Genomic DNA, 25592 nt, shown 5'->3' with positions numbered 1-25592 from the left:
TGTTTAAATATAATATTAAAAATCCTGTACCGTTGGTCTGATAACAATCTCGTTGATGTCTACATCGTCTGGTTGTTCAATCGCGTAAGCTATAGCTTTGGCTATCGTTATCGCGGGTATGGCTATTGTATAAAATTCCTTGATATTTTCGGCGCTCTGTTGATGCAAAGTGCTTAATTTTAATTCAGAGTCAACCGCTCCGGGCTCAATATTTGTTGTACGTATAGTACCGCCTACCTCTTGTCTTAAACCGTCACTGATAGCACGTACGGCGTATTTAGTCCCACTGTAAACGGTTCCGCCCGGGCTGAAGACTTTGATACCGGCTACTGAGCCGATGTTAATGAAATGACCTGAACCCTGTTTTTGAAACAGTGGTAAGGCAGCCGCTATCCCGTAAAGTACGCCTTTAATATTGATATCGATCATGTTGTCCCACTCATCCGTCCGTACCTCTGACATTGGCGCTATAGGCATTATTCCCGCATTATTGACTATCACGTCAATTCTCCCGTAGGATTCGACTGCTTTATTAACCAATGAAGCAACCTGTTCTTTAATTGTTACATCAGTTTGCTGATAAATAGCAGTCCCTCCATCTGATGTGATCTCTTGAACTATTTTTTCTAACAGCTCCTTACGTCTCGCGCCGAGTACCAGGAACGCGCCTTTTTTTGCCAGATACTTAGCAGTTGCTTCGCCGAGGCCACTGCTTGCCCCCGTAATTACGACGACCTTGTTTTTGATGTTCTTTCCCATTTTTTTTATTTTTAGAATGATCTGATTTTATCTTCAGGCAATTTGGAATTGCAAATACGATTTTATTGAGTATCAATAATCCGGCTTTTTACAATTTTTGAGGATATCTTATAATTATTTTCATCAATCAAATCTACGACCCGGAACCGGTGTGGATATATCACATAAACAATAAGTGTTACTATTCAAGTAATAGGATAATCCAATGTAAAACAAGCCCATCCAATTAATTTTGAGTTTTAAAAACGGGACAAAATCAAGGATAAAGGTTGCGAAAAGCGCAGTGACAATGCCGCTGTTTATCATCGTTGCCCGGTTAATAAAGAATTATAAAAATTAAAGATCATGCAAACAGAACAAGCCAATTCCGCCCGACGCGTTCGCTATCATAAAGCACAGATTAACGACCTGGATATCTTCTATCGTGAGGCTGGGAACCCGGATAAACCTACTATTTTATTATTACATGGTTTTCCGTCGTCTTCACACATGTTCAGGAACCTGATCGAATGGCTGTCATTTGATTTTCATTTAATTGCACCAGACTATCCTGGCTTCGGGTATAGCAGCTGCCCTGACCCTACAACATTTGAATATTCATTCAATCATCTTGCTGAAATTATAGAGCAATTTATCGACGTATTGCGACTTCGTGATATCTGCTTTTATATGCAGGATTTCGGAGGACCTGTCGGCTTCCGGATCGTCAGCAAGCGGCCCGAACTGGTCAGAAGCCTGATCATACAAAATGCCAATGCTTACCTGGAAGGGCTAGGCCCCGATGTTCAAAAAATTGGCGCTATGACAGAAGCTAATGACGTTGCCGGTCTGGAAGCAGCAGTTCGTTACATGTTGTCTTTGGATGGAATAAAAGAGCAATACTTGTTCGGTTCCCTGGATCCGGGCGCTGTAAGTCCGGACAGCTACAATATGGATCACTTTTTTCTCGAGCAACCCGGCAGAAGGGCAATTCAAAAGATACTGTTCCAAAATTACAGCACTAACTTTCCAATGTACCCCGAATGGCAAGCATATCTCCGAAACAACCAACCAAACAGTCTCATCATTTGGGGTAAGAATGATAAAATATTTCACGGTCCCGGCGCATTGGCTTATAAAAAGGACCTGCCTGACGCAGAGATCCACTTGTTTGAGGGCGGTCATTTTCTTTTGGAGGAGTATGGAAGAGAGGCTTCGAACCTGATTTGCACTTTTTTAAACACTTGATCAAACCATGTTAATACTGCTGTCCACTGCCCTCGACAAGCCCCGAAGCTGGAATATATGATAGAAACATTCTATTTATATCTTAGCCTTGTTGTTATCATGCTGCTACTTATCATGATGGCGAATAAATTCAAGGTTGCCTACCCTGTCATTCTCGTGCTGGCCGGACTGGTGTTGAGTTTCTCGCCAGGAATACCGCCCGTAACAATGGAACCTGAATTTATATTTGTCATCTTTTTACCTCCTTTGCTTTATGACGCGGCATGGCAAATATCCTGGAAAGAACTATGGCACTGGAGGCGCCTGATTACATGTTTTGCCTGTATCGTAGTTTTTGTTACAGCGCTGGCTGTGGCACTGGCGGCAAACTATTTTATCCCGGGATTTTCATTAGCGCTTGGCTTTTTACTTGGCGGCATTGTTTCTCCCCCTGATGCTGTTAGCGCCGGCGCGATTCTTAAATTCGTTAAAGTTCCCCAACGTTTGTCTTCCATATTAGAAGGTGAAAGTTTGCTTAATGACGCCTCATCGCTTTTAATATTTCGTTTCGCAATAATATGCGCCACTACGGGGCAGTTTATCTGGCAACACGCTGCATTATCCTTTATTTGGATGGTATTGGGTGGCATTGGCAGCGGATCAATAGTTGGCTACGCTATTATGAAGGTGCAAAAACTATTGCCTACCGATGCCAATATGGATATTATCCTGACGTTGCTAACGCCTTATGCCATGTACATCACGGGTGAGGCAATTGGCAGTTCGGGGGTTCTGGCTGTTGTTTCCGGTGGCTTACTACTTTCCAATCACCGCCTCGAATTTTTAACCAGCACATCCCGGTTACGAACGACAAGCGTATGGGAAAGTTTAGTTTTTTTGCTCAACGGGCTAATGTTCATGCTCATTGGCTTTGAGCTCCCGCAAATTACTGCCGGGCTTGAGCGGGTCAGTCTATCTTCAGCAATTAGTTACGGTCTTGTCATCACCCTTGTGCTGATCATCACCCGTTTTTTAGCAATCACCGGCGCTGTGGCCATCACCTTATTTGCCAGAAATTATATTCCGGTTGCAGACATGAGACATCCGGGTGTAAAAGGCCCATTCATACTTGGTTGGGCGGGAATGCGTGGAGTAGTATCACTTGCGGTGGCACTTTCCATACCGGCCCATCTTACTAACGGCGTGGAATTTCCTCACCGTAACCTGATCATCTTTATTACTTTTGTTGTTATCCTAAGCACATTATTGTTGCAGGGGCTTTCTTTACCTGTAATTATAAAAAAATTCAAACTTACAGATCCCGATTACGCAATTCCTAAAGATGAAATGTATAACGAACTAAAAACTCAGCTCAGTCAACTGGCATTCGATTATCTAAACACGAACTACTGCGCCAAACTAAATGAACACCCGGTGTTACAGCAAATGGCCAGGGAATGGCAATTGACAGCCACCGAAGCCGAGACAGCTGCTTTCTCCGAAGAGTCATTAAGGATCTATCACGAGGTACTACAAGTTCAGAGGGATTGGCTGGTGATGCTAATTCACCGGCGCAGTGCCATCACTGAAGATGTAATTCGTCGACATCTTTTTCACATCGACCTCGAGGAAGAAAAAAGTCGTTTCCATTAAATAAGTGTCAACGGTTCAACTTCTTCCATTGGCACTATCAATATTTAGCCGAACTACAAGCAAAGATTTCAAACTAATACCAGTATATTAATTGCCGATCTAACCCTTAAAACGACAATGATGGGCAAAAAAGAAGCAAAAAAAGAACCTAAAAAAATCATTCGACTCGTTAATCAAGTATTTTGAGAAGCAGCGTGACAAGGGGGTATGTAAGCGGATAATGGAGCAACTAAAGGCTGATTTCAAAAAGCGAAGATTAAATCCAATAAAGGGCAAGCCGGGATAAAAACCTACTGGCGGCAGCAACTCCTGAAATAGCAACAAATGTGTCAATGGAAAATAAACAGTCCATGCCTGTTATTCAAGATATGAGCACAGTAACAAATCCAAGCTATTAAAGTATAAGTTATTACTAAACGAATAATTGCCAATTAATAAACAACAGATCAGCATCAATCAATGAAGTACAGATAAGATTTGAGCTCAACTGCTTTTTATATAGTTCATCCTTATGAATGGTGAGTTAAATTGAGTGCCATTTGTCATAAGTATGCCAAAATGTACACCAATGCTCCTGACATTATTTATCAGAATTTTTATAACAATTATTTTCATAATGATTAAAAAGGCATAAATGCAGTATTAACTTTATAGTACGAAAAAGAGTTAGATAAATTGATCGGCAACAACGCATTTATTAATAACGGGTTCCTTTAAATGAGCACATTCTGCTGTTGAGCGGAAGGGCAAGTTCCGAATTAATTCAAAAAGCTGCCATTGCCGGTATTTCTGTTGTAGCCGCTATCGGCGCCCCGTCCAGTCTTGCGGTACAACTCGCAATTGAATTTGACTTGACATTGATCGGTTTTCTTCGGGACGAACGGGCCTGTATTTATAATTCCAGTGACCATATAACGCTATCCACTTACAATGAAAATTAGAATTAAAGGTAATTCCGTGAGATACAGGTTAACCAAATCTGACATTGCTCAATTGGGCAGCGGTAGTTTCCTGAAAGATAAAACTGAGTTTGCCAGTAAAACTTTGCATTACGCAATCACGATCACTGATGATGAACATTTATCGTCGGATTTTACCGGAGATAAAATTCAGCTGAACATGCCAAGAAAGATGATTGAGGAACTTATTAACACGGAAAAGGTAGGCTTTATGGATCAGAGTCGCCGGGTAAGCTTGCTGGTAGAAAAAGATTTCGCCTGTTTGGACAATGCTGAAGAAGACCAAAGCGACAATTTTCCGAATCCATTATTAACCTGTTGATCAAAGCCAAAAGCCATGAGTGAAGACAAAAAAGTACCGTCTGCAGAAAACCCTTATAAATTACTGAAACTAAAATCTACAGGTGCCGAAAAATGGGCAGCCGGCATTCCTGCCGTAATGGCCGCATTCAGCGATCTTTTTGAGGAGGGCGTTCCAATAAGAGGCATGAGGGCACTTTTTTCGATGAATCAAAAAGGAGGTTTTGACTGCTCGAGCTGCGCATGGCCGGATCCAGATGATGAACGGTCTCCGGTAGGAGAATATTGCGAAAATGGTGCTAAGGCATTGGCAGAAGAAGCAACAACCAGGAAAGTTACCGCCGCCTTTTTTAAAAAAAATTCGGTATATGACCTCGCCATGCTAACCGATTTTGAAATTGGCCGTTTTGGACGATTAGCCGAACCAATGTATATGCCAAAAGGAGGCACACATTATGAGCCAATTAGCTGGGACGATGCTTTTAAAAAAATAGCAGAACATCTGAATGCGCTCGATTCAGCTGATGAAGCCGCTTTTTATACATCGGGAAGGACCAGCAATGAAACTTCTTTTCTTTATCAGCTCTTTGCGAAAGAATATGGCACTAATAATATGCCTGACTGTTCGAACATGTGCCATGAAACATCCGGTTTTGCGTTAATGCCTACGCTGGGCGTTGGTAAGGGTACGGTAAAACTGGACGACTTTTACAATACAGATGTCATCGTCATCATAGGCCATAACCCTGGTACAAATGCGCCGAGGATGATGAGCGCCCTTGAAAAAGGGAAGCTCAATGGAGCAAAGATCATTGCAATCAATCCAATACCTGAAGCGGGGCTAATGGGGTTTCACAATCCGCAGCAGCTAAATGGTGTGTTGGGCAATGGCATTTCACTGGCCGACCTTTTTCTCCCTGTTAAAATAAACGGCGATATGGCGCTTTTAAAAGCAATGGAGTTTTTGCTTCTTGATTTTGAAAGGAAAAGCCCCGGCGAGGTGTTTGATCACGATTTTATTGATAAAAAGACAGCCGGTTACCATGACTTCATCAAACAATTTGAAAACTATCATTTGGAAGATTTAGCTGAAAAATGTGGAATACCTGCCGCATCCATTTATCAGGCTGTGCAAATGATGGCGTTTAAAAAAAGGATTATATTTTGCTGGGGAATGGGACTTACGCAACAGCCAAATGGCGTAGATATGCTCAAAGAAATTGTCAACCTGTTATTACTAAAGGGAAGTATCGGAAAACCCGGCGCGGGAGTTTGCCCTGTACGCGGGCACAGCAATGTTCAAGGCAACCGTACTATGCTGATTAATGAAAAGCCCACACAAAAGCAATTGGATCGACTAAAAGAGGTTTTCGGATTTGAGCCTCCAAGGAAACATGGTTACGACGTTGTACGGGCCATTAAGGCAATGCATGCCGAAAAAGTCAAAGTGCTGTTCAGTATGGGAGGGAATTTTATATCAGCTACTCCTGATACAACCTATACGGCCGAAGCCCTTCGGAAACTTCGTTTAAGTATCTGTGTCTCTACCAAGTTAAACCGTAGTCACCTGGTGCACGGCCACGAAGCCCTGATATTGCCAACCTATTCCAGGAGCGATCTGGATGTTGTAAACGGAAAACCGCAGTTCATCAGCACGGAAAACTCAATGGGAATTGTTCAATCATCACAAGGCATCTTAAAGCCTATATCCGACAAACTCATCAATGAAACACAAATCGTTTGCAGAATGGCTATGGCAACACTCGGTACACGATCTGTCATTAACTGGCAATTGTATGCCAACAGTTATGATGCCGTAAGGGATGTTATTGAGAAGTGCATTCCCGGCTTTGAGGATTATAATAAGCGAGTTCGTGAAAAAGGTGGTTTTTATTTACCCAACGCTGCACGTGAGGGGAATTTCATCACCGAAAAATATGCAGACCGTGCCATATTTACGATGACGATGGTTCCTGACAACACGCTTAAGGAAAACGAATATTTGATGGCTACCACTCGTACACATGATCAGTTCAATACAACTATTTACGGATTAGAGGATAGGTATCGCGGGATTAAAAACGAACGTAGAGTAATATTCATGAATCAAAAAGATATTGACGATGGTAGCTTTGCAGCCGGTGACAAAGTTGATTTGTTTAACTACGACGATGGCATCGAACGGATCGCACCACTTTTCATCATAGTACCCTACTCCATACCTGAGCGAAACACGCTCACCTATTTTCCGGAAACCAATGTGCTGGTCTCTATAAATAACGTCGTTGGCGAAAGTAACATGCCCGCATCAAAATATGTCAAAATCAAGATCAGGAGACATAATCCATTGAATCTCGAAAATCGATGATATCTCGTGTCGACGGTAACCATTGTTGGTGAAATCCTGTCGGTATTAACAAATAAAATGCGGTTCGTTGGCCGCAGTATCATTTCTTAAAGTCAGGACCGTCACCGTACACTGTCATGGTCATCATCCCATATTTATATCTTTCCTATTACCCAGTTAAAAGTTGTCTTCTAAAGAAGTTTTCCTGGGTTCTAAAGCCGAATCCTGGTGAGCCAAATTCATATGTTCAAAATGGCCTTTGCATAATAGTACAGACAGAATTTATCAGTCATGTTATAAGTCATATAATTTCGCTGATATACAATACTTAAATCTCGATACGAACTTTGACAGCAAAAATAAACAGCGCAATATTTACCATCTAGTCAAAACAATCATGAAAAAGAAAGTTTTAATCATTGCCTCAAACACCAATACCATTGGTCCAAACAAAAGACGAACAGGTAATTTTTTACCGGAAGTAGCACATCCTTACGCAGAATTTGCAAGAGCTAATTATGAAATTGATTTTGCTACGCTAACCGGAGAAAGTCCGTATCTTGATGATCTTGAGTCAGCAGCTGACCCGGATAATCTCGATTTCTTAACCGGCGAAGGTTGGGAAAAAATGAGAAATGCTGTTAAACTTTCTACGGTTGATGTCAGTAAATATGATGCCATCTTTGTGCCGGGAGGCCTTGCCCCTTTAGTAGACATGGCAGACGATGCGCTGATCAAAAAGGTTGTTAAGGAAACCTGGGAGCGTGGTGCGGTAGTTGGAGCTGTTTGCCACGGGCCGGTTTCACTGCTTAACGTTAAGCTCAGTGACGGCAGCTACATCGTGAACGGCAAAAACATCTCTTCTTTCACCACCGAGGAAGAAGATGGCTATGCCAGGGCTGATGTGCCATTTGATCTGCAAACTGAGCTAACCAAACAAGGCGCGATTTATCACACCGTAGCACCATGGCAACCCTTTAGTATTGCGGATGGTAAACTAGTAACCGGCCAAAATCCAGCCTCCGGTAAAGGTGTTGGTGAAAAAATCGTCGCAATCCTCGGAAAATCTAACTGATATTCATCTTGTGGCCGTACTGCTTTTTATTAAAGCGGCGGCCAATTTTTTTCACCTTTCACTTTTAACGCTATTTTTCTTAACGTCGTTTTACCAGTTGGACAATAGCACCGCGAAGACATTTTGAGCGAATTGATACACATTTAATGAACCTTTAGTAGGCGTTTTTCGAACCACTCCTTTTAGGACTGAAGTCTTGACGGTGTTCGGATAATATTATGCCAATTTGAGCATAATTTTAAGTCAATAAGAACCCGTATGTTTTTAGAAATGACTTTCCATAACCGGAAATTGCAAAAAAGTACTTAAGTACAAACCCCTCCCTCTCCGTGCCATTTAGAGCAACCTCTTGGGGTTTTCGCTTTTGAAAAAAACTTATTCAAACAACTGCTGACTTTCCGTATAATACGTTTTACGCTTATCCAATTCAGCTTTGAGTATTACTTCACCATTAAGCGTCAAGGATTGCTTCGGCCGGTGCACCTGCAGAAAATCACGTTCCTTTTCAGTGATGGTATCCGGAAAATTTCCGCGGATATGGTTTTCCGCATCAGTTAGCACATTGTTGATGGCCTGGGTCAAAACCTCAATATGGGCTTCAGGGATCTTGTTGGCCTTTGAAAAAGGTGATATTTTTGCCGCGTAAAGGATTTCATCCACATACGCGTTGCCGATACCCTGGACAGTTTTGCCATCGGTTAACACCGTTTTGATGGGCTTGGACAATTTGGAGAGTGCCGCCTTCAAATAACCGGCAGGCAGGTCCATGGCATCCGGCGCTCCATTGGATTTAGGATCGAGCGTCAGGATCACCGCCTTTTGCCAGTCGGTGACCGCCAGCCCGGTACCATCGGCAAACAGCAATTCCGCGATCGTGAACCGGTTGGTATTTTCATTTTCATACCAGTACATGGTGCCGTGCAGCATCAGATGGATGCTTAATACATGCCCGTTTCCAAATAAAAAGTGTAGTTCTTTACCTATCCTGTTAATGGCCGTTAAAGACTGGCCTTCGAGCGCCTCCTGAATGACGTTTTCGGGGACTTTGAGCTGGCGGGTTATCGGGATATGGATTGACGCCAGCGTCTTTCCAACGAGTCTTCGGGCAAGATTGCTGCTGAATACATTTAAATCAGGGATTTCCGGCATGGCTTTAATTATTATTGATATTCACTTTCGACCCGCAGGCCAATTTCTTCAATGATCGAATCAGGCAGTATGACCCCGGATTCCTGTATCCAGGCGGCATCACCGGTATGGGCGATAGCCCCCATCAACCGGCCATCGAAAAATATATCGTACGATCGCGCCTGCATCGTTACCTCGCAAGTTACCGTATTGCCTGCGTATTCCAGTTCAAAACTAAAAGAAGGTATTTGATCTTCCATAATCACTAAGATAATGCGCTGCCGGGAATTTTGACAGCTAAGTTAAGTTCCTCATTGAGTTTAGGGGTGAAATATTCAAACAAGGTCAAAGCGGGCGCATCGCCGGCATGGATAAAAAAGTATAAGGATTGCAGGCCTTGCTGTTTCCATGATTTTAGTCGTATAGCCCATTCGTCTAATCGTTGCAGGTCTGTTTGTTCATCCCCGCTATCGACGAACCGGATAAAGGCATGCGGAATGGTCAGTTCCATATGAACGCAGTCACGCCGCCCAATTGTATCGGAGATCACGGCCCCCATATTTAACTCCCTGAGCGACTCAAATAAATTTTTGCGGTGACCAGTGTCTGCAAACCAGTTCTTATTTCTAACCTCCAAAAATAAGGGAACATCAGTCGGCAAGGTTGCTAAGTAAGCTTTCAAATCGTTAAAGCTATTAGGCGTAAAGTTATCTGCCAGCTGGAGGAATATCGGGCCGAGGTGTTTTCCGAGGACAGCAATACTGGTATAAAATTCATTGGTCTGTTCCTCCACGTTCCGGAACCTGCGCATGTGCGTAATGCTTTGCGGAAACTTTGGACAGAATTTAAAATCCGGAAAGTTTTGAACCATTTGTTTCCAGGCATACATCCTATCGGGAGGCTGCGGCTGGTAGAATGTCGTACTCAGCTCAACCGTGTTAAAGTGGGCGGCATAGCTGCGCAGGAAATCGGCGTCTCTGGTCTTCCTTGGATATATTTTGCCTAACCAGTTTTTATAGCCCCACTTTGGCGCACCTACAAAAGCTTCAAACTGAGTTGCGGGCTGAACGACCCGCAGCGTAGCTGTGGTCAGCTCTGGATCAGCGGGCAAGTGATGATCAAAGTTTGTCAGATCGTTTTCGTTTCTTCCAAAGTGCATAGGCCGAAGTTACGGAGTCATGTGATATTAAAAGGCAAATAAAAGTAAAAGGTAGCCAGCAAGATTTCACCGTCATCAAAGATCTGTGATAAAGCCAGATAAGCTGTTGAAACTTTATTCAATTTTAATCCTTTTAAAGAAAACAAGTGCCATGATCAACATTTCGTCGCTAACACTAATGAAACCTGACGGTAGCCAGTCTACCGTTACGATTGAACCGATTTTAATCAGTCTGCCGGAATCAAAGTATTTTACCGGCGTTTACCGTATCCTGGAAACCGATATGACCGGAAAGGAGCTCGGAGAGGTAGCCTTTAACCTGGATGACAACCAGATCTGGGAGTTTACCGGAGAGCATTTCAGCATGGAGGAACAGGAACAAATCGTCGATTTCATCAGGGAGAAAGAGCCATTTGACTCTTTTACATTTACCGAAACTACTCATGGTATAACAAACTATTACCGTATTACTGACAATGAAGGGCATTTTGGGGTTGAAAAGGAAGGGGTAATGATAGCGGTTATTGAACAACAGGAAGAATGGCAGCAAACCGAGGGAAATCCTTTAGATAAAGACTTGTTCCATAAAATAGTATCAAAGATCGAGGGGCGTAACCAATGAAATGATGGATCCGATTAAAATTAACTGCCAGGTAGGTTCGCAGCAATGCGATATGGAAGCCAGAGAGATAGCGTGCGCCGAACATAAGGGACCGTGTTTTGAGTTGGTACAGGATAGTATCGTTTTGGGAACGATCTGTAAAACGGTTGAAGGGGTTTATATTATCGTTGGGCACTCAGGATTAACCCGCGATGATATCGATGGCATCGGCGAACAGATCGATGCCGAATTAAGTAGCTTTTAGAGTTAACCCAATATCTGAAGGAATTGCCAAAGGGGGTCCTATCCCTTAGTGCCTGGAATGTTTGCGCCATACATATTTACCCGACATACAGCTCACACAAAAAAACTTACGGACAGGATGAAACCTGTTAACTAATCTGTAAAACCAATTCATGTTAACTTCATAGATGAGAGGCCTCCGGCAAGCCGGGCAGCGGGGCTTAGCTAGTATATCGGTCCCGGTATTAAGCTCCATAGCAGGTATAGTATTTAGATAATGTTGTTCTCCTCTAAATTTACGGAAGTAACGTAAATTCCGCTACACTATTTTGAATTTACAATAATACTAATTAATTTAGCATTATTATTTCTTCGCGTTAATTTTTATCTTTAACATGGCAGCAATTCAACAATTTGAAATAACTTACCGGGGCTCAGCAGCGCTGGTTGCAGAGCACAGCCTCAAAAGCGGCAGGGTTTTTCATATTGAATTTGCGCAACCAGCCATGCAGCCCCTGGTTATTACCGTAGCCTACGATTCGGACGATAAAAAGTTCTGGACCTCGGTGCCGGAAGGCCGCCAGGAGCTGGCTGAGGAAGTTGGCAGGCATGTTGCCGCTTATATCAGAAATAAGAAAAACGAGATATGTGTTACTACAACGGCCAAAAAGTCACCCGCTCCGAGTTTATTCGACTGAAAAACCTCGAAAAAGAGGTCAGGAAATACAATTTCCTGAATGTTGGCGTGCATAATGGTTTTAATTATGCTCCTTGCGCCATTCTGGTACCATCTGAGGATGGTAAAGATTTTGAGATCGTGCAGGCCGAATGGGGATATGTACCCGGCTTTGTGAAGACAAGAGCGGAGGCCAATATATTCCGGACTAAATTCACCACGTTGAATTTCAGGTCTGAGAACCTGTTTATCAATGAAGCCGGAAAACGGTCGATGTGGGCGGACGCCGCTAAAAACCGCCGCTGCCTGGTGCTCTCTACCGGTATCGTCGAAAGCCGGCATGTGCCGAAAATCGGCAAGAAAGGCCAAGAGTTAAAAGAGACTATCAAGTATCCTTATTATATTACTGTAAAAAGCCAGGAATACTTTTTTATGCCGGGCCTATACAATGAGTGGTTAGATCCGGAAACGAGCCAGTTTGTTAATACCGTAGCCATCGGAATCACGCAGGCCAACACGCTGATGCGTCAGATCCACAATTCAAAATTACGGATGCCCACCATGCTAACCGACGACCTTGCCTATGAATGGTTGCTGGGAAAGCCGGGGAAAGAACGTCTGAGTACCATCGCGCGGACACAGATCCCTTCACGCTTGCTGGAGTTTTGCACGGTCGATCCGGATTACCGTACGGCAAATGAAGCTACGCCACGGAATTTCCCCGAACTCGCGCCGCTGGACACTACTTACCTCGATGTCACGGAAGACCTGGAGTTCAACGCATGGCCGGATGACCTGGAACCGGTGACAGGTAAACGACCACCTGAAATGGCTGTGGTTGGAAATCCTGCCAGGGCTTATGCTCCGCCAAGTACGGCTGGACAAGGCGACCTTTTCAGTTAATTTTCTTACTTAAAGTTCCTCCCTTTATGAAAGCTGTCCTCAGCTTGCTGCGTTTTCAATGGCTTTTCCATTGGAACAAATGGCGATGCTTTCTCATCTGCCCTGGAAAGCGTCAGGATCGGCTGCTGTTCATTTCGCACCGCGGTCAGGTCGCCTAACAAGCTGGTTATATCGAAACAACGGCGAACGATGATATGGGTTACTTCTGTTTGCTCTACAACACCCTCGACCATGAGTAAACGGGCGTGGAGAATCTCCCTGCGGTATTTATCGAATAACTTTGGAAAAACGACCAGGTTACAGGTACCCGTTTCATCTTCCAATGTGATAAAGCAAACACCTTTGGCAGTACCGGGCCGCTGACGGATCAGGATCAACCCTGCAGTTTTAATGACTTTTTTATTTTCAGTCAAGTTTGCCTGGCTGGCTGTTACGATATGCAACAATTCAAGTTTATTCCGTATAAAACTTAGTGCGTGCCCTTTGATCGATAAACCAGTTGTCGCATAATCCCTGACCACGTGCTCCGAATCCCGCATAAATGGCAGTTGTACCTGTGGCTCATATTTACTGTCCGAAGGCTGACCTGCATAAAGTGCGACCGGGCGGTCGTTCAATGCGGAAACTTCCCAAAGGGCCTGCCTTCTGTCAAGGCCCATGGAACGAAATGCGTCGGCATTGGCCAGTTTTTCCATAGTCGCTACGCTCAACCCGGCATCGCAAAGCTGATGGACTTCGGTATAAGGTTTTAGACGCCCGGCAACCAACTTTTCCATTTCTTCCTCACGGATCCCTTTGATCTGCCGGAAGCCGAGACGTAGCTGGCAATAACGTCCGCTTTTGCCTTCAAGGGTATTGTTCCATTGTGAATGGTTCACATCGATCTCCAACATTTTGACATCGTGTTCCTGGGCATTGCGCACAATCTGGGCCGGCTGATAAAACCCCATCGGCTGGCTGTTCAGCAACGCTGCCGCGAAGACATCGGGATGGTAATATTTCAACCAGCAGGAAACATAGACCAGCAGGGCAAAACTTGCCGCATGACTTTCCGGGAAACCATAGCTCCCGAAACCTTCGAGTTGTTTAAAGATGCGTTGCGCGAACTCCTTGCTGTAGCCGCGGGAGATCATACCGTTGATCAGCTTATGCTCGAATTTGGTCACCAGGCCGTTGAATTTGAAAGTCGCCATACTACGCCGGAGGAGGTCAGCCTCACCCGGCGTAAAGCCTGCAGCCACAATGGCCAGTTCCATGGCCTGCTCCTGGAAAAGCGGAACACCCAGCGTACGCTCCAGGATCGATTTAATTTCATCCGAGGGATAATCCACCGCCTCTTCCCCGTTACGCCTCCGGATATAGGGATGCACCATATCGCCCTGGATCGGACCGGGCCTGACAATGGCGACTTCGATCACCAGGTCATAAAAACAGGTCGGCTTCATTCTTGGCAGCATAGACATCTGCGCCCGGCTTTCGATCTGGAATACGCCCAGGGTATCGGCTTCCGTGATCATCTGATAAACAGCCGGGTCATCCTGAGGTATATTGGCCAGCGTTAGCTGTTTGCCATAGTGTTCTTCTACCAGGTCGAAGGCCTTGCGGATACAGGTCAGCATACCCAGCGCCAGGATATCCACCTTCATGAACCCCAGCGCGTCGATATCATCCTTGTTCCATTCGATATTGGTACGGTTTTCCATGCGGGCATGAAAGATCGGGCACAGGTCACTGAGCTTGCCGTCAGTGATCACAAAGCCCCCGGTGTGCTGCCCCAATTGCCTTGGAAAGCCGATCATCTGGGAAGTAAGCTGCATCACTTTGAGCAACAGCGGTTCCTTAGCATTCAGGCCGAATGACCGCAGCTGGCCGGAATTCATATCTTCTTCCGAAAAGTCGCCGAAAGCATCGGACAGCTTACCGACCACGTCTGCGGACAGGCCCATTGCCCGGCCGACATCACGTACAGCACCTTTGAAATGCAGCATCGTCACCGTAGGCAATATCGCTGCCCGGTCCCGCCCGAAGCGTTCAAACACATACTGGATCACTTCCTCCCTGCGTTCGTGCTCAAAATCGACATCGATATCAGGCGGTTCGTTTCGTTCTTTGGAAAGGAACCGGGCGAAAAGCAGGTTGAATTTATCCGGCGCGACGGAGGTGATACCCAGCACGAAGCACACTGCCGAGTTAGCCGCAGATCCGCGCCCCTGGCAAAGGATGCGCCTGCTCCGCGCCCAGCGCACGTAATCCTCTACGGTGAGAAAATAATTTGCAGTTTCCGTTTCCTCAATGATATTCAGCTCATCAATCAGCGATGCACGTACTTTCTCCGGGATGCCACCCGGGTACATTTCCTTTGCACCCCTCCAGGTCAGCCATTCCAGTTGCTGCTGGGGACTGCGGCCCTCGGTGGTCAGTTCATGCGGGTACCGGTATTTCAACGATTTGAGGTCGAATGTGCAGGCATCCGCGATCCTGCGGGCGTTGGTTACGGCCTCCGGGTACTGGTTAAAGAGCCTGTCAATTTCAGCCGCGGGCTTAAGGAAACGTTCGGCGTTCTGATGCAACCGGTAGCCAGCATTGAATATGGTGCATTTCTCGCGCACACAGGTGAGCACATCCTGCAGTTCCCGGCGCTCCGGGGCGTGGTAATGCACATCGTTTGTCGCCACCATCGGCACGTTCAGCTCCGATAGCAGAAAAAGCCGTTTCTGATCGTCACCGAGGTATGACCGGGTAGCCGCTATATAAAGTTCGCTCAGGTTGGCCCGGTATTCCCGGACATGGGCTTTGAATACCAGTTCAAATTCAAAATCTTCCGTCAGTTTCCCCGGAGGGATAATGATAAAAATACAACCCTCACTGTGTTCGTAAACATCTTTTTTATAGATAAAACACTTTTCCTTTTCCGCCCGCAGGTTACCTTTGGTCAGCAGGGCCGACAAACGGGTATAGGCATCCTTATCAGTAGGATAAGCCAATAAAGAAGGGCCGTCGACAAGGTCCAAACGGACACCGGGTATTAACCGGATGTTCCTGTCTTTGGCTACGACATAAGCGCGAACGAGTCCGGCAAAAGTATTACGGTCGGTTATACCAATCGCGTCATAGCCCAGGTCGGCCGCCTGGTCGACAAGTTCTTCCGGGTGGCTGCCGCCACGCCGGAAACTGAAATTGCTGGTCACCTGTAATTCTACGTAGCTCATGCGAAATATCCATGTAAATACCAAAGCTGCGGCGCTTCCGAATCGTAATGCCCCGAACGGAACAGCCAGTAACGTCCCCCCTCTTCATCCTCGACTATATAATAATCACGGTGTTCACCGGGCTCCAGCCACCACTCCCGCTCGATCCGCTCCGGTCCGTCGGCGGCGGCGATCACATGGCGTTTCCCCCGGTACTTAAACATTTTGGGCGGATAATCCGGTGTCAAAGCCATCGCCTGGATCAGTTCAGGTTGTTCCAGTAACTGGATAGGCCGGGGCCTGTCGCTCCACCATTCACCGTCAGTGCTGTTATCCTGGTGCTTACCGGGTGAAGCCGCACGCTCCGGCCAGTAATGTTCAGAGGGCTGGTAACGCCTGATACCCTGGTTACCGATCCGCCCTGCGATCCTGTCAATCAGTTCCGCGATCTCTTCGCTCTCCGCCCCCGGCTTTCCGGCCCAAAGGCCGGCCTGCTGCTCACAGACGGCTTCCACGAGCGATGCCTCCAGTACAAAAAGCTCAATTCCCAGTGCCGGTTCGATCTGATCGAACTTCAATGAAAAAAGTTTGAACAGATGATCGGTACGGTTACTGGCCTGGCTGGTACCGATACCTATTTGCCCCTTCTTCCCGTCAACACGAAACCAGATCAGCTCCGATTGCCGCAGGCCTTTACCTTCCCCGTACAAGCGTTTGCAAAGCGCATCCAATAATTTAAAAACTGCGATCTCGATAGCCTCCCGGGTCCGGACAGGTTCCAGGCATTCCAGCCGTTCGCTATAAGGTAAAACTTCTTTCAGCGGAATGAGAAATTCCTCCTCCTGACCGAGTGCCTGTAAAAGCCGCAATACCAACTCTTTTTGAAACCGCCTGCGAAGCACGGAATGCGGCATATGCACTAAACTGCTGATTTTATCCAGGCCAAGGTTCTGCAATTTGATCAACAAATCCGTTGGTAAGCGAAGCGCCGATGGCGGCAGGGGCATCAAGGCGTTTCGGTGCCCCCCTTCCGGTACGATCAGGCCGGTTTGTGCACAGCGGGCAACTCCCCAGGCCGCACCGATCGTATCGGCAATCCCGGGGCGGACGTCATAACCATTAGCTTTTAACCTGGTGACCATATCTTTCAGGTATTCGCGCTCCCCTCCACGGAGATGCGCGCAGCCGGTAATATCGAGTAACAATCCGTCCGGCGGGTCCAGCATGATCAATGGCGTATACCGCAGGCACCAGTCTGCCAGGCCTCCAAGTAGCTTCACTTCCCGTCCCTTCTTATGATCAAATACTGCAAGGTCCGGTGTAATGACCTTGGCATCAGCCAGGGTCATCCCTTCTGCTATACCAAACCGCTGAGCAGTAGCAGTCGCCGCTCTCACGATCAGCCGCCCGTGATCCGGTTCAGCAAAAACAAAAGGCTTTCCCCTGAGCTCGGGCTGACGGACCGCTTTCCAATCCGTCAGCAGGTAACGGAACCAAAGGGACAAAAAACGCTTAGGCATACCGGTGCGATTTTTCAGGTATGGCCAAAGGTGTTACTGTCCGGAACTGCTGCCGGTACCATTCCAGGATCCAGGTACCGGGGATGCCATTCCTGATCTTAGTTAGATCAACCTGCCAACGGGGCAAACCGACTCCAGGCATGCCCGCCCTGAGCTGGCTGCGGACAGGCCGTACACGCCAGCGCGAAACGCAGGCCGTCGTATTCTCTTTTTTTACATCCTTCCGAAGCACAAAACCTGTTACCTGGCTTTGTTCAACGGCGAGCTGCAGGCGGCGGGACTCCATGAAACTGAGATCATGGGTTTCACAAACCACCGCCGCAACGCCCTGGCATTTCAGCGCTTCCTCCATGACCCACAGCACATCTTTCTGCAAGGGAACATCGACAAAGATCACTCGATCCGGGTTCAGCCCGAACCGTTTCAATGCCGGAGGATATATCCGTCTGGTATAACTTACCCAAACGCAAATGCCCCCTTTTTCCAACAATACACGGAGTATCCCGGCTATTATACCCCCACATGCCGCCGTCTCAATGGGCCGCCGGCTTATAAATTCATGAATAGCCCCTATCGGAAAAACCCTGTTGGGAAATGCTGCTTCGAGCGGACCAAGGCCGATGTGACCGGACTCACCTGTTGTTGCGGTCCTGAAGCCCTCCCAGGTCAGGATATCCTGCCTGAGTTTGTCGATAATCGCCTGTTTCTCGCCTGTCATAACACTTCAATTTGGGACTACAAAACTATGCTAATATTTTTAGCAATTCATTATACTTTTTTACAATTTTTTATTCACCTTTGTTTTAAATGAGAAGTAAGTTATTCGATGATAAGGTAGTAAGGGTAAAAACCCGGTCGGGACGCTGGATCCAGCTCGTGCCGGATACCACCGGTGGTTATTGGCTCTATGAGCCTTTGCCGGAGTTAAAATTGGGAAGATTATTGTTTGACCAGGAGGATAACTGGATTTATGATGGTGACTTGTTGAATGTAAACGAACAGGAAGATGTCACCGCAGTAATCACCGGCTGTCAGCGTGAAATGGATGAGTTATTGAGAAGTATAAAGCAGTTGTAACCAGGCAAATTGTTTTGCTTCTGACCGGCAAAACAAAAGTTGAGTAGAATGACGAAATTACCAGCTGTGAGTTAACGGATATGAACGGGCCTCCCGCCTGGTAAATAATGGAGGGGATTATGGATAAGAAATTTGAAATCATCAGGCAGGACGGTGATGACCTGATCTTTTTAACAGAAACGGAGATCATCTTAAGGGTCATTACACCTGCACAACGGGAGAAGCGCGAAAATTGTGCAACCGATGTGTTTGAGCTTACAGGGAACTATATCAGCGTACTCATCAATAATCTTGACCTGCCAGATACATTGTTCCCGGTTACCCAGGTTTACGACTTTCTGATTGTAAATAGTGAACCGATAAAAGCAAAATCGACGATTGAGGACATCAGGGCGGCAATAGAATACTACTGCACCTCGAAACTGAAAGCTGGCATCCAACAAATTCAGATCATAGACCTGGATGGCCTGGAAGAAGTTATCGCAGATAGCATCAATGAACCTGCTGAAAAGGTGGAATATGATTTTAAATATTTTGAAGGGGGAGATAAAAAATTGATCTACCTGCCGGACGGCAGTTTCAAGATGAGTATCGAAGAACGTGAACTGAAGGAGACAGAAAGCGGGCCGATCCTCTCGGCCATGCTGTTACAACCTTTTGTGGATGCGCAGCCTTTGCGTTTTAACTATGGCGATTGGGAGATCAGGTCACAGTATGTGTTTACGATATTAGCCTGTGATCAGAAAATTGATGGATTTATGAAGCCAAAGGCAATGTATTTTGAGGCCCTTGACTTCTTTTTCGGGCAGGTATTAAAAACAAATAATTACCTCCCTGCATTACCTTATCATTCCTGTTTATTTAAAGATGAGTAAGAAAATATCATGAATAACAATACGGGTTATTTGAATTCCTTATCGGATGAGGACAAAGCCTATCGGGACAGCCTTGCTCCCGGCGACAGGGCTTTATACGACTATTTCGGCAGGATGCCGGCAAAGCCAAACAACCATTCCGGAACGTTCAAGTTGGAATCCGCAATCGGCCCGGAACTGACCGTAGGAGACTGCACCCCTGAACTTTGGGCGAAGATTGGGCATACCGGCTAATGCCGGTTATGCCAACCTCTATCATTCCATTTTATAATTGCTACTTCTCCCTCCTTTCTTAGCGAGGTTTTCCGGATAAGTTCTGGCAATTTTGTTTTCCCGATTTTAAAAGCAAAACAGTTAAGCGGGCCTAAATCAACGTTTTTTTATACAGCATAGCCATAACCCGCCATATCAGATCAGCCTCTTGTTATCCCCGGACGCATGAAAGTAGTGCGGCCCAATAGCAAACAAATATGACCATTGCTGTCAAACCTAATTTAAGAGATCGTATTTTTCTGCATATTTCCTAACGTTTTCAAGAAAACCCGGTTGCGCGCCTCCTGTCAATAATCTTTGATATTCCTGTTTCGCTTTTTCAAATAGCTTAAGTTCGGCATAAGTTATCATCTTTCCCAAAGGTGCTAAAATCAGCTGTTCGCGTTCAAGGAAACCAAGTACTTTTTCCATATTGTTCACCGTTTCAAAAAAGGGAAGTATAAAGTTTGCCACATTGTTTTTCATCTCCGCAATCAATTCTTCTTCATCTGTGCCATCGTTTATATCGTACCAGGTATCGCGCTGTTTTTTGATTTGGCCAATCCTTAGTTGGATAAGACAGTCGGTATACTTCGGGTAATCCGGCATTTCGCTGTCACGAAAATTGAAAAAGCCTGTCCAGTATTCGGGCACAAAGATTCCGGTATCAATGGTAAACCTGATGGCGTTTTTATTACCCCAGGCACTTTTCTGCACGCTGATAATCTGCCCAATGTGCTCCAGTTGCAGATAAAAATTATTGCCCTTTTTCTTAAAACCGAGTGGTTTCAGTTGTTCCTGAAAACCTTCCTTAATAATCTTTTCGAATTTTAACTCTGCTGTAGTCTTCATTTAATAGGTTAGCTGTTGATGGTTCGGGTTCTTTTTACTTCAAACATTTAATCTCGAAACTGGTTCCTTTGCCCGGTTGGCTTTGGATGGCCGTCATCAGAACATTGAAGTGACGACCATATTTGTTTTCGAGTCATTGTTATAAACCTCGATAGTCTCATAAAAATCATCAATTTATTGATTTGTAAGATTTTTCAATAAAAGCGATGGTATTTTGATAGTAATAGTTTAGTTTGGGATTCTCCGGATATTCAAATGGCGCTAATAACTCAGGAACATTTGCCATGTATTTCGCCATAATTGGCCAGTTCAAAACCTCCATATCCTTCCACATTGTTCTTTCCTGGGGATTTTGGCTTTTAAGGGGAACCTGAGTATGGATATTGATAGGTATATCACCGGGAGTGGCTGAACGAATATCATCAGTGTCACCCACTTCGGAACGCAGAGCCGCAAAAGTTTCATGATAGGCAACACCATACCATTGTTGCTTTTCTTCGAGAAGATAAGCATCGATAATAGCTTGTCCAAAGAATATGTTCTTTTCGAAATCGGCTACTATTCCACCTGTCGCCAAAGCCCCACGCAAAAGCAGGCCTTCAAATAACGCATTCAGAAAAATGATTTGCGCAGCCATTTCCAACGCCATTGCAGATTCAGCTGAATCATCGTGTGTAAATACCATAATGGAATCGGAAAATTGTATAAAACGGAGCTGACCAGGAGCGTCATCTTCGTGGCTCATTTCAAAGGAGTGCTTTTTAGTTTGATGCTTTTTTACATGCATAAGCTCGGCACGTTTTACCGCTTCCACAATTCTCGATAGAATCAAGTGAAACTCTTCATAATTGCCCTCAAATCTTTCAACTACATTTTTAAACCCCATGATATCGAAAAAGCCTATGTGTCTTTTTGCAATAATCTCCCACTCGAATAAAGGCTCTTTATAATAATCAACAATTGCGCGAAGGTATTTTGCGGGTAGAAGATCCTCTAATTCCTTCGCCAATAGAATTTTGTTCTGGTATTCAGCTACAACAACCCTATTTACTGTAACAAGGTTCCTGTTGCTTTCATCGCGGACGACACTGAAAGAATGTGATCCCGTCATAGGATATTTACCTTTTTTTAATCCATAATGTAAAGCGGGAAATATGCCGAGCAATCTCTCTGTGAACATCCTGATTGATGGCTTTTCACTTTCTTCACTGAGAAAAATCATAAAAAGAAGCGCTTTGCGCAAAGCATCGATGTGATCCTCTGATTTGGTGATATCACTAATGATATCTTGCCCGATCATCATCATTAGCAATTCTGAATTCATATTTCCATCGGCCATGATAAGTAAGTTTAGATTTATAAATGAATATAACTATTGATCCGGAGAAACCAATAGTTGACATATTAAACTCGTTCGCATTATGAATTGAGAAGGTCAAAGTTTGACTTAGTAAAGTGGCAGTCGGCCTGACCGGTTTTCAACCCTTCACTTTTGGATATCATATAACTATTTACTGAAACGGGCGAAATTGAAAAATAAATAATATCTCAATAAATATACTTAGGGAATTTATGAAATTGCAGTAAAATTTATTTAGTAATACTTAAATTGCGTTAACATTTTTAAACCTATACTCCTTATGGCAAACGAAGAATTAAAGGACGACTTGGCACTCCGTGAACTTGATCTAAAAGTCCGGGAACTGAAACTAAAGGTAGAAGACCTGGAAAAACCGTCGTATAAGAAATTATCCTACTGGACCTCTATAGTAACGGTTATTATCGCCATATTCGGTTTTGGCTTACAAAGTTATCTGTCAAACATTAATAATGCCAAGGCCGATCTGGAGACCAAAATAGCTGAAGCTAAAAAGGATACTTTAGACAGGCAGATTCGGTTATACAATGATAGCCTTGGCAGGATCACCCACAAAGTGGATTCGGCATCAAAGGCGTTGAAACAGGTTTCCCAGGCATATATAGAAATGAAAAGCGCGGTAGCCTTTTCAATGAATAGCCTAAGTGAACCATCCCAAAACAAAATTCAAAGCGCTGACGAAAAGGTGTCCGGTCTTTTATTAAAAAACAATTTTGGGACTATCTTAAAAGCTGCAGTAGTCAAAATTTATTATTTGCCGGCCCTGAAAGAAAAGGCAGAAAGCATAAATAAGATACTAACGCAAAACGGCGTACAAGCTAACCTGGATGCCGCCCCCTATGACATATCTCATTCGCATAACCAGGTCGTATACTATAACGACCCGCAGCTGGATTACAGCAAAGCTGTGCTATCACTTTTGAATAAAAACGGTTGGACTAACTTTGAATTAAGAAAAAGCAGCAAAGCTAATGTTTCAACGCAGTTTTTTAAGATCTACCTGACGAGTTGATCTCCCTGAATTTCAAAAAATATCTTAGTGAACCCGCAGGCAACCGGAAGATAGCAATACTTCCCTATTATAAGGAAACCCTGATGAACACGTTACGCAGCAATACATTAATAATAAATTCTGGTAGATACAATTATGATTTGCTGCAGGGTACCCGTAAAATAAGCTTATTAAAGAATCATCATCAAAAAAAATAAGTATATAACACAAATTTTAATTGCCCTGGGCTTGATCACCACCGCCGTTGGCAGCCAGGCACAATAGTTACCTATGGCAACCATACCGCCGAAAGATAGCCTGCTTAAATATTTCGGTCCCCGGCAGGATGTCGTATTCAGAGATTACGACGGTAAATGCCTTGACAAATACCAGCTCAAGCTGCTTGATGTAGGTAGAGTATATCTCAATCCAATCCTTACTAAAGTAATCAAGGGAAATGACCGCAGGATTATTTGCCTCCCCCGAAATGCTTTTCGAAGCCAAGACCTTTGTCTTCAAAGGATTCTCTTCAACATATAATGACTGTTACAGATAGTCGTTTCCGGTACCAGCCAGATCGTTGCGGTGGACAGAATTGGGAAGAATTAGTCGCAAAAACGGCCGGGAAAATATTCCCTTACGCTTATAGTTGTTTTTTAGCCATAGACGCCCCACCTCCAATACCCACCCAGTCTGGTCATATTTTCCTGCAAACAACCCAACCTAAAAAAAAGCACGCCCCTTTTTATGCTGGCTTCAAGAACTTCAATACAGCTTCAACTCAAAGTTGAAGTTTATGCGCGTCTCCAAATCCGCTTGCTTTGTATCAACAAACGGCACATAACTGCCGGGATTATCACTCAAGCAATAAGAAAATGGAACAGCTTTTAAACAATGTCACCTGGAAACAATACATCAGCACCTCAATTGCTGCTATGGTTATTTACTACGCCTTTATCTCCTGGAAGCATTACCGTTCAGAGATCAGGAAGGTGGTCAACCGGATAACCGGCAAAACTAAAAATACCCGGGAACTGCCTTCAGCATTCGAATACAAGGAAGCACCTGTTATCCAATCAGGCGAAAAGTTCGAAACGATGGTAAAGGAACCTATGACCTATGCACAACAGCCTGCTTTCGGCGGAACTGCCGGAGATCTGGCCTGGCAATTACGACAATGTATCGGTGAGGCAACCGACGAACCTTTCGCCCCCGCAGTGCTCATCCCCAAACTCCAGAAAATACTCAACGATTACCCCGATGTCGCTGCGACGAAGGATCGCGAAAAGATCAACGCCCTCGTCGTCAGCGAATGCGAAAATACCGGCACGGCGCTGCTGAGTGCAAGTGAGGTGGATCTGTGGTGGAGTGCTTAGCCCGCTGTGCCATTCCCCGGCCCCGCAACCCGCGGGGCCATTAAGGAGAAACCCTGAGACAACCCAAAAAAGCTGCGCCGGCCCCGAGCTGTAGAGCCATGACTGGATAGAAATGGGTTACGGTAGCAGCATTTTCCCGCCCCTCCCGGAAACACCGGGAGCGGGTATGGGAAACCCATGCCCTGAAAAAAGCAAAAGGCCGAACGCGAAAAGCAAAAAAGGCCTCAGAATTCAATAAGTAAACGATAGTGAAATGGAAAAGTGCAAGAGAAAATCGTGGGGCAAAACCCTGCCCAAAGCCGCCGTATGCGCGGTATTGATCACCCTGGCTTATTTAACGACGCAGGCCCAGGACGGCAACGCCGGCATCCAGCAAGCCAATAGCCAGGTCAGAAGTTATTTTGAAAGCGGTACCAACCTGATGTACGGTATCGGCGCCCTTGTCGGCCTGATCGGAGCGGTCAAAGTCTACCAGAAATGGAACAGCGGGGACCAGGACACCTCCAAAGTCGCCGCCGCTTGGTTCGGTTCCTGCATTTTTTTGGTCGTCGTGGCCACCATCATCAAATCATTCTTCGGCCTGTAGCCCGCCCCCTGAAGGGGGATTAACCCAAGAACAGCAAAATGAAAACATTACTCATCGGCAAGCTGCACAACTATATGGTGCAGCATCATACCGACCTGCTCATCGCTTTGCAGGAAGACCACCGGCTGAACCATTACCTCAGCACCAAGGTCGATTCCATTAGCGGTCTGATCGAAGAGCTGCAACAGGACAACCGCCCGGCCTATGTCATCGAAGCGCTTTGCCTCGAAGAACTTACCCGTGACCTGCGCCCCTCCCGCTTCAGCTGGATGCGCGAACTATTGGAAGAAGAATTCCCGGAGAACTACCAGCGGCTGAACCGCAGTGGCATCCTCACCTACGAACTCATCAACATCATCGGTGCCTGCGAACCCATTTTCGAAGTATTCGGTTTCGGCGAAGAACACGAAGACCATCGCGGCCTGCGCGCAGCTATCACCGGCATGATCGCCGAATACCTCGAAAACCAGCAAACCGAAAATTAAAAC

Annotated in this window: 25 protein-coding genes and 1 pseudogene; 17 read left to right on the top strand and 9 right to left on the bottom strand. The window is 45.4% G+C overall.

Features of this window, described 5'->3' with window-relative positions:
- Positions 1–15 precede the first annotated feature (15 nt).
- On the bottom strand, positions 16–759 hold the full coding sequence (locus tag AC59JO_RS24760; protein ID WP_497308756.1) for an SDR family oxidoreductase: 744 nt from the start codon (positions 757–759) through the stop codon (positions 16–18).
- A 345-nt stretch (positions 760–1104) separates the two neighbouring features.
- Between AC59JO_RS24760 and AC59JO_RS24755 the strand changes: the two genes are divergently transcribed.
- The 6 genes and pseudogenes from AC59JO_RS24755 (at position 1105) to AC59JO_RS24730 (ending at position 8299) form a co-directional block, all read left to right on the top strand.
- A complete protein-coding gene (locus tag AC59JO_RS24755; RefSeq protein ID WP_497308754.1) occupies positions 1105–1986 on the top strand; it encodes an alpha/beta fold hydrolase in 882 nt (293 codons plus the stop codon).
- A 57-nt stretch (positions 1987–2043) separates the two neighbouring features.
- The gene (locus AC59JO_RS24750) at positions 2044–3618 is read left to right on the top strand and encodes a Na+/H+ antiporter (protein WP_497308752.1); all 1575 of its coding nucleotides are present in this window, start codon (positions 2044–2046) and stop codon (positions 3616–3618) included.
- 719 nt (positions 3619–4337) lie between these two features.
- A pseudogene (locus AC59JO_RS24745) lies at positions 4338–4559 on the top strand (formate dehydrogenase accessory sulfurtransferase FdhD); the annotation flags it as partial.
- Positions 4549–4899: a DUF7009 family protein gene (locus tag AC59JO_RS24740; RefSeq protein ID WP_497308750.1), complete on the top strand. Its 351-nt coding sequence runs from the start codon at positions 4549–4551 to the stop codon at positions 4897–4899. The pseudogene AC59JO_RS24745 and the gene AC59JO_RS24740, both read left to right, overlap by 11 nt.
- A gap of 15 nt (positions 4900–4914) precedes the next feature.
- Positions 4915–7245 (top strand): FdhF/YdeP family oxidoreductase, encoded by a 2331-nt coding sequence (locus AC59JO_RS24735; protein WP_497308748.1) that lies wholly within the window; start codon positions 4915–4917, stop codon positions 7243–7245.
- A 376-nt stretch (positions 7246–7621) separates the two neighbouring features.
- Positions 7622–8299, top strand: coding sequence for a type 1 glutamine amidotransferase domain-containing protein (locus AC59JO_RS24730; protein ID WP_497308746.1), 678 nt, complete (start codon positions 7622–7624; stop codon positions 8297–8299).
- 375 nt (positions 8300–8674) lie between these two features.
- On the opposite strand, the gene AC59JO_RS24725 is transcribed toward AC59JO_RS24730, so the two are convergent.
- From AC59JO_RS24725 to AC59JO_RS24715, 3 genes are read right to left on the bottom strand one after another with little or no spacing between them, the layout of a single operon-like run.
- Positions 8675–9448: a DNA-formamidopyrimidine glycosylase family protein gene (locus tag AC59JO_RS24725; RefSeq protein WP_497308744.1), complete on the bottom strand. Its 774-nt coding sequence runs from the start codon at positions 9446–9448 to the stop codon at positions 8675–8677.
- An 11-nt stretch (positions 9449–9459) separates the two neighbouring features.
- The gene (locus tag AC59JO_RS24720; RefSeq protein ID WP_497308742.1) at positions 9460–9687 is read right to left on the bottom strand and encodes a hypothetical protein; all 228 of its coding nucleotides are present in this window, start codon (positions 9685–9687) and stop codon (positions 9460–9462) included.
- 5 nt (positions 9688–9692) lie between these two features.
- Positions 9693–10586 carry a DUF72 domain-containing protein gene (locus AC59JO_RS24715; RefSeq protein WP_497308740.1) on the bottom strand — a complete coding sequence of 298 codons (894 nt, stop codon included), beginning with the start codon at positions 10584–10586 and terminating at the stop codon, positions 9693–9695.
- 151 nt (positions 10587–10737) lie between these two features.
- Here AC59JO_RS24715 and AC59JO_RS24710 point away from each other — a divergent pair, with 151 nt between their 5' ends.
- The 4 genes from AC59JO_RS24710 to AC59JO_RS24695 all read left to right on the top strand — a co-directional run bounded on the left by AC59JO_RS24710 (position 10738) and on the right by AC59JO_RS24695 (position 13009).
- Complete coding sequence (locus tag AC59JO_RS24710) at positions 10738–11208, top strand: hypothetical protein (protein ID WP_497308738.1); 471 nt, start codon at positions 10738–10740, stop codon at positions 11206–11208.
- Positions 11209–11212: 4 nt separating this feature from the next.
- On the top strand, positions 11213–11452 hold the full coding sequence (locus AC59JO_RS24705) for a hypothetical protein (RefSeq protein ID WP_497308736.1): 240 nt from the start codon (positions 11213–11215) through the stop codon (positions 11450–11452).
- Positions 11453–11825: 373 nt separating this feature from the next.
- Positions 11826–12128, top strand: a complete 303-nt coding sequence (locus AC59JO_RS24700; protein ID WP_497308734.1) for a hypothetical protein — start codon at positions 11826–11828, stop codon at positions 12126–12128.
- Positions 12077–13009 (top strand): SOS response-associated peptidase, encoded by a 933-nt coding sequence (locus AC59JO_RS24695; protein ID WP_497308732.1) that lies wholly within the window; start codon positions 12077–12079, stop codon positions 13007–13009. The genes AC59JO_RS24700 and AC59JO_RS24695 overlap by 52 nt, the downstream gene beginning before the upstream one ends.
- Positions 13010–13014: 5 nt before the next feature.
- Here the strand turns inward: AC59JO_RS24695 and AC59JO_RS24690 are convergent, their stop codons facing one another.
- Genes AC59JO_RS24690 through AC59JO_RS24680 form a run of 3 tightly spaced genes read right to left on the bottom strand, consistent with a single transcriptional unit; the run spans position 13015 to position 18069 of the window.
- Positions 13015–16218, bottom strand: a complete 3204-nt coding sequence (locus tag AC59JO_RS24690) for an error-prone DNA polymerase (RefSeq protein ID WP_497308730.1) — start codon at positions 16216–16218, stop codon at positions 13015–13017.
- On the bottom strand, positions 16215–17717 hold the full coding sequence (locus AC59JO_RS24685; protein WP_497308728.1) for a Y-family DNA polymerase: 1503 nt from the start codon (positions 17715–17717) through the stop codon (positions 16215–16217). The genes AC59JO_RS24690 and AC59JO_RS24685 overlap by 4 nt, the downstream gene beginning before the upstream one ends.
- A complete protein-coding gene (locus AC59JO_RS24680; RefSeq protein WP_497308726.1) occupies positions 17710–18069 on the bottom strand; it encodes an ImuA family protein in 360 nt (119 codons plus the stop codon). The genes AC59JO_RS24685 and AC59JO_RS24680 overlap by 8 nt, the downstream gene beginning before the upstream one ends.
- 455 nt (positions 18070–18524) lie before the next feature.
- Here AC59JO_RS24680 and AC59JO_RS24675 point away from each other — a divergent pair, with 455 nt between their 5' ends.
- The 3 genes from AC59JO_RS24675 (at position 18525) to AC59JO_RS24665 (ending at position 19903) form a co-directional block, all read left to right on the top strand.
- Positions 18525–18794, top strand: a complete 270-nt coding sequence (locus AC59JO_RS24675) for a hypothetical protein (protein ID WP_497308724.1) — start codon at positions 18525–18527, stop codon at positions 18792–18794.
- Between the two features lie 119 nt (positions 18795–18913).
- Entirely contained in the window at positions 18914–19669 is a 756-nt protein-coding gene (locus AC59JO_RS24670; protein ID WP_497308722.1) for a hypothetical protein, read from the top strand.
- A gap of 9 nt (positions 19670–19678) precedes the next feature.
- The gene (locus AC59JO_RS24665; protein WP_497308720.1) at positions 19679–19903 is read left to right on the top strand and encodes a hypothetical protein; all 225 of its coding nucleotides are present in this window, start codon (positions 19679–19681) and stop codon (positions 19901–19903) included.
- A 255-nt stretch (positions 19904–20158) separates the two neighbouring features.
- Here AC59JO_RS24665 and AC59JO_RS24660 read toward each other — a convergent pair whose 3' ends face one another.
- Positions 20159–20773 carry a DUF4304 domain-containing protein gene (locus AC59JO_RS24660; RefSeq protein ID WP_497308718.1) on the bottom strand — a complete coding sequence of 205 codons (615 nt, stop codon included), beginning with the start codon at positions 20771–20773 and terminating at the stop codon, positions 20159–20161.
- A gap of 169 nt (positions 20774–20942) precedes the next feature.
- A complete protein-coding gene (locus AC59JO_RS24655) occupies positions 20943–22112 on the bottom strand; it encodes a hypothetical protein (RefSeq protein ID WP_497308716.1) in 1170 nt (389 codons plus the stop codon).
- Positions 22113–22413: 301 nt separating this feature from the next.
- On the opposite strand from AC59JO_RS24655, the gene AC59JO_RS24650 reads away from it, so the two are divergent.
- The 4 genes from AC59JO_RS24650 to AC59JO_RS24635 all read left to right on the top strand — a co-directional run bounded on the left by AC59JO_RS24650 (position 22414) and on the right by AC59JO_RS24635 (position 25589).
- A complete protein-coding gene (locus AC59JO_RS24650; protein ID WP_497308714.1) occupies positions 22414–23163 on the top strand; it encodes a hypothetical protein in 750 nt (249 codons plus the stop codon).
- An 854-nt stretch (positions 23164–24017) separates the two neighbouring features.
- Positions 24018–24518, top strand: a complete 501-nt coding sequence (locus AC59JO_RS24645) for a hypothetical protein (RefSeq protein WP_497308712.1) — start codon at positions 24018–24020, stop codon at positions 24516–24518.
- Positions 24519–24771: 253 nt separating this feature from the next.
- Complete coding sequence (locus AC59JO_RS24640) at positions 24772–25104, top strand: DUF4134 domain-containing protein (protein WP_497308710.1); 333 nt, start codon at positions 24772–24774, stop codon at positions 25102–25104.
- Between the two features lie 38 nt (positions 25105–25142).
- Positions 25143–25589, top strand: coding sequence for a hypothetical protein (locus AC59JO_RS24635; protein ID WP_497308708.1), 447 nt, complete (start codon positions 25143–25145; stop codon positions 25587–25589).
- Positions 25590–25592 lie beyond the last annotated feature (3 nt).

Source organism: Mucilaginibacter sp. A5337 (genome assembly GCF_059690695.1).
Note: the sequence above shows the minus strand (reverse complement) of the source record. Positions and strands in the feature narration are given on the sequence as shown.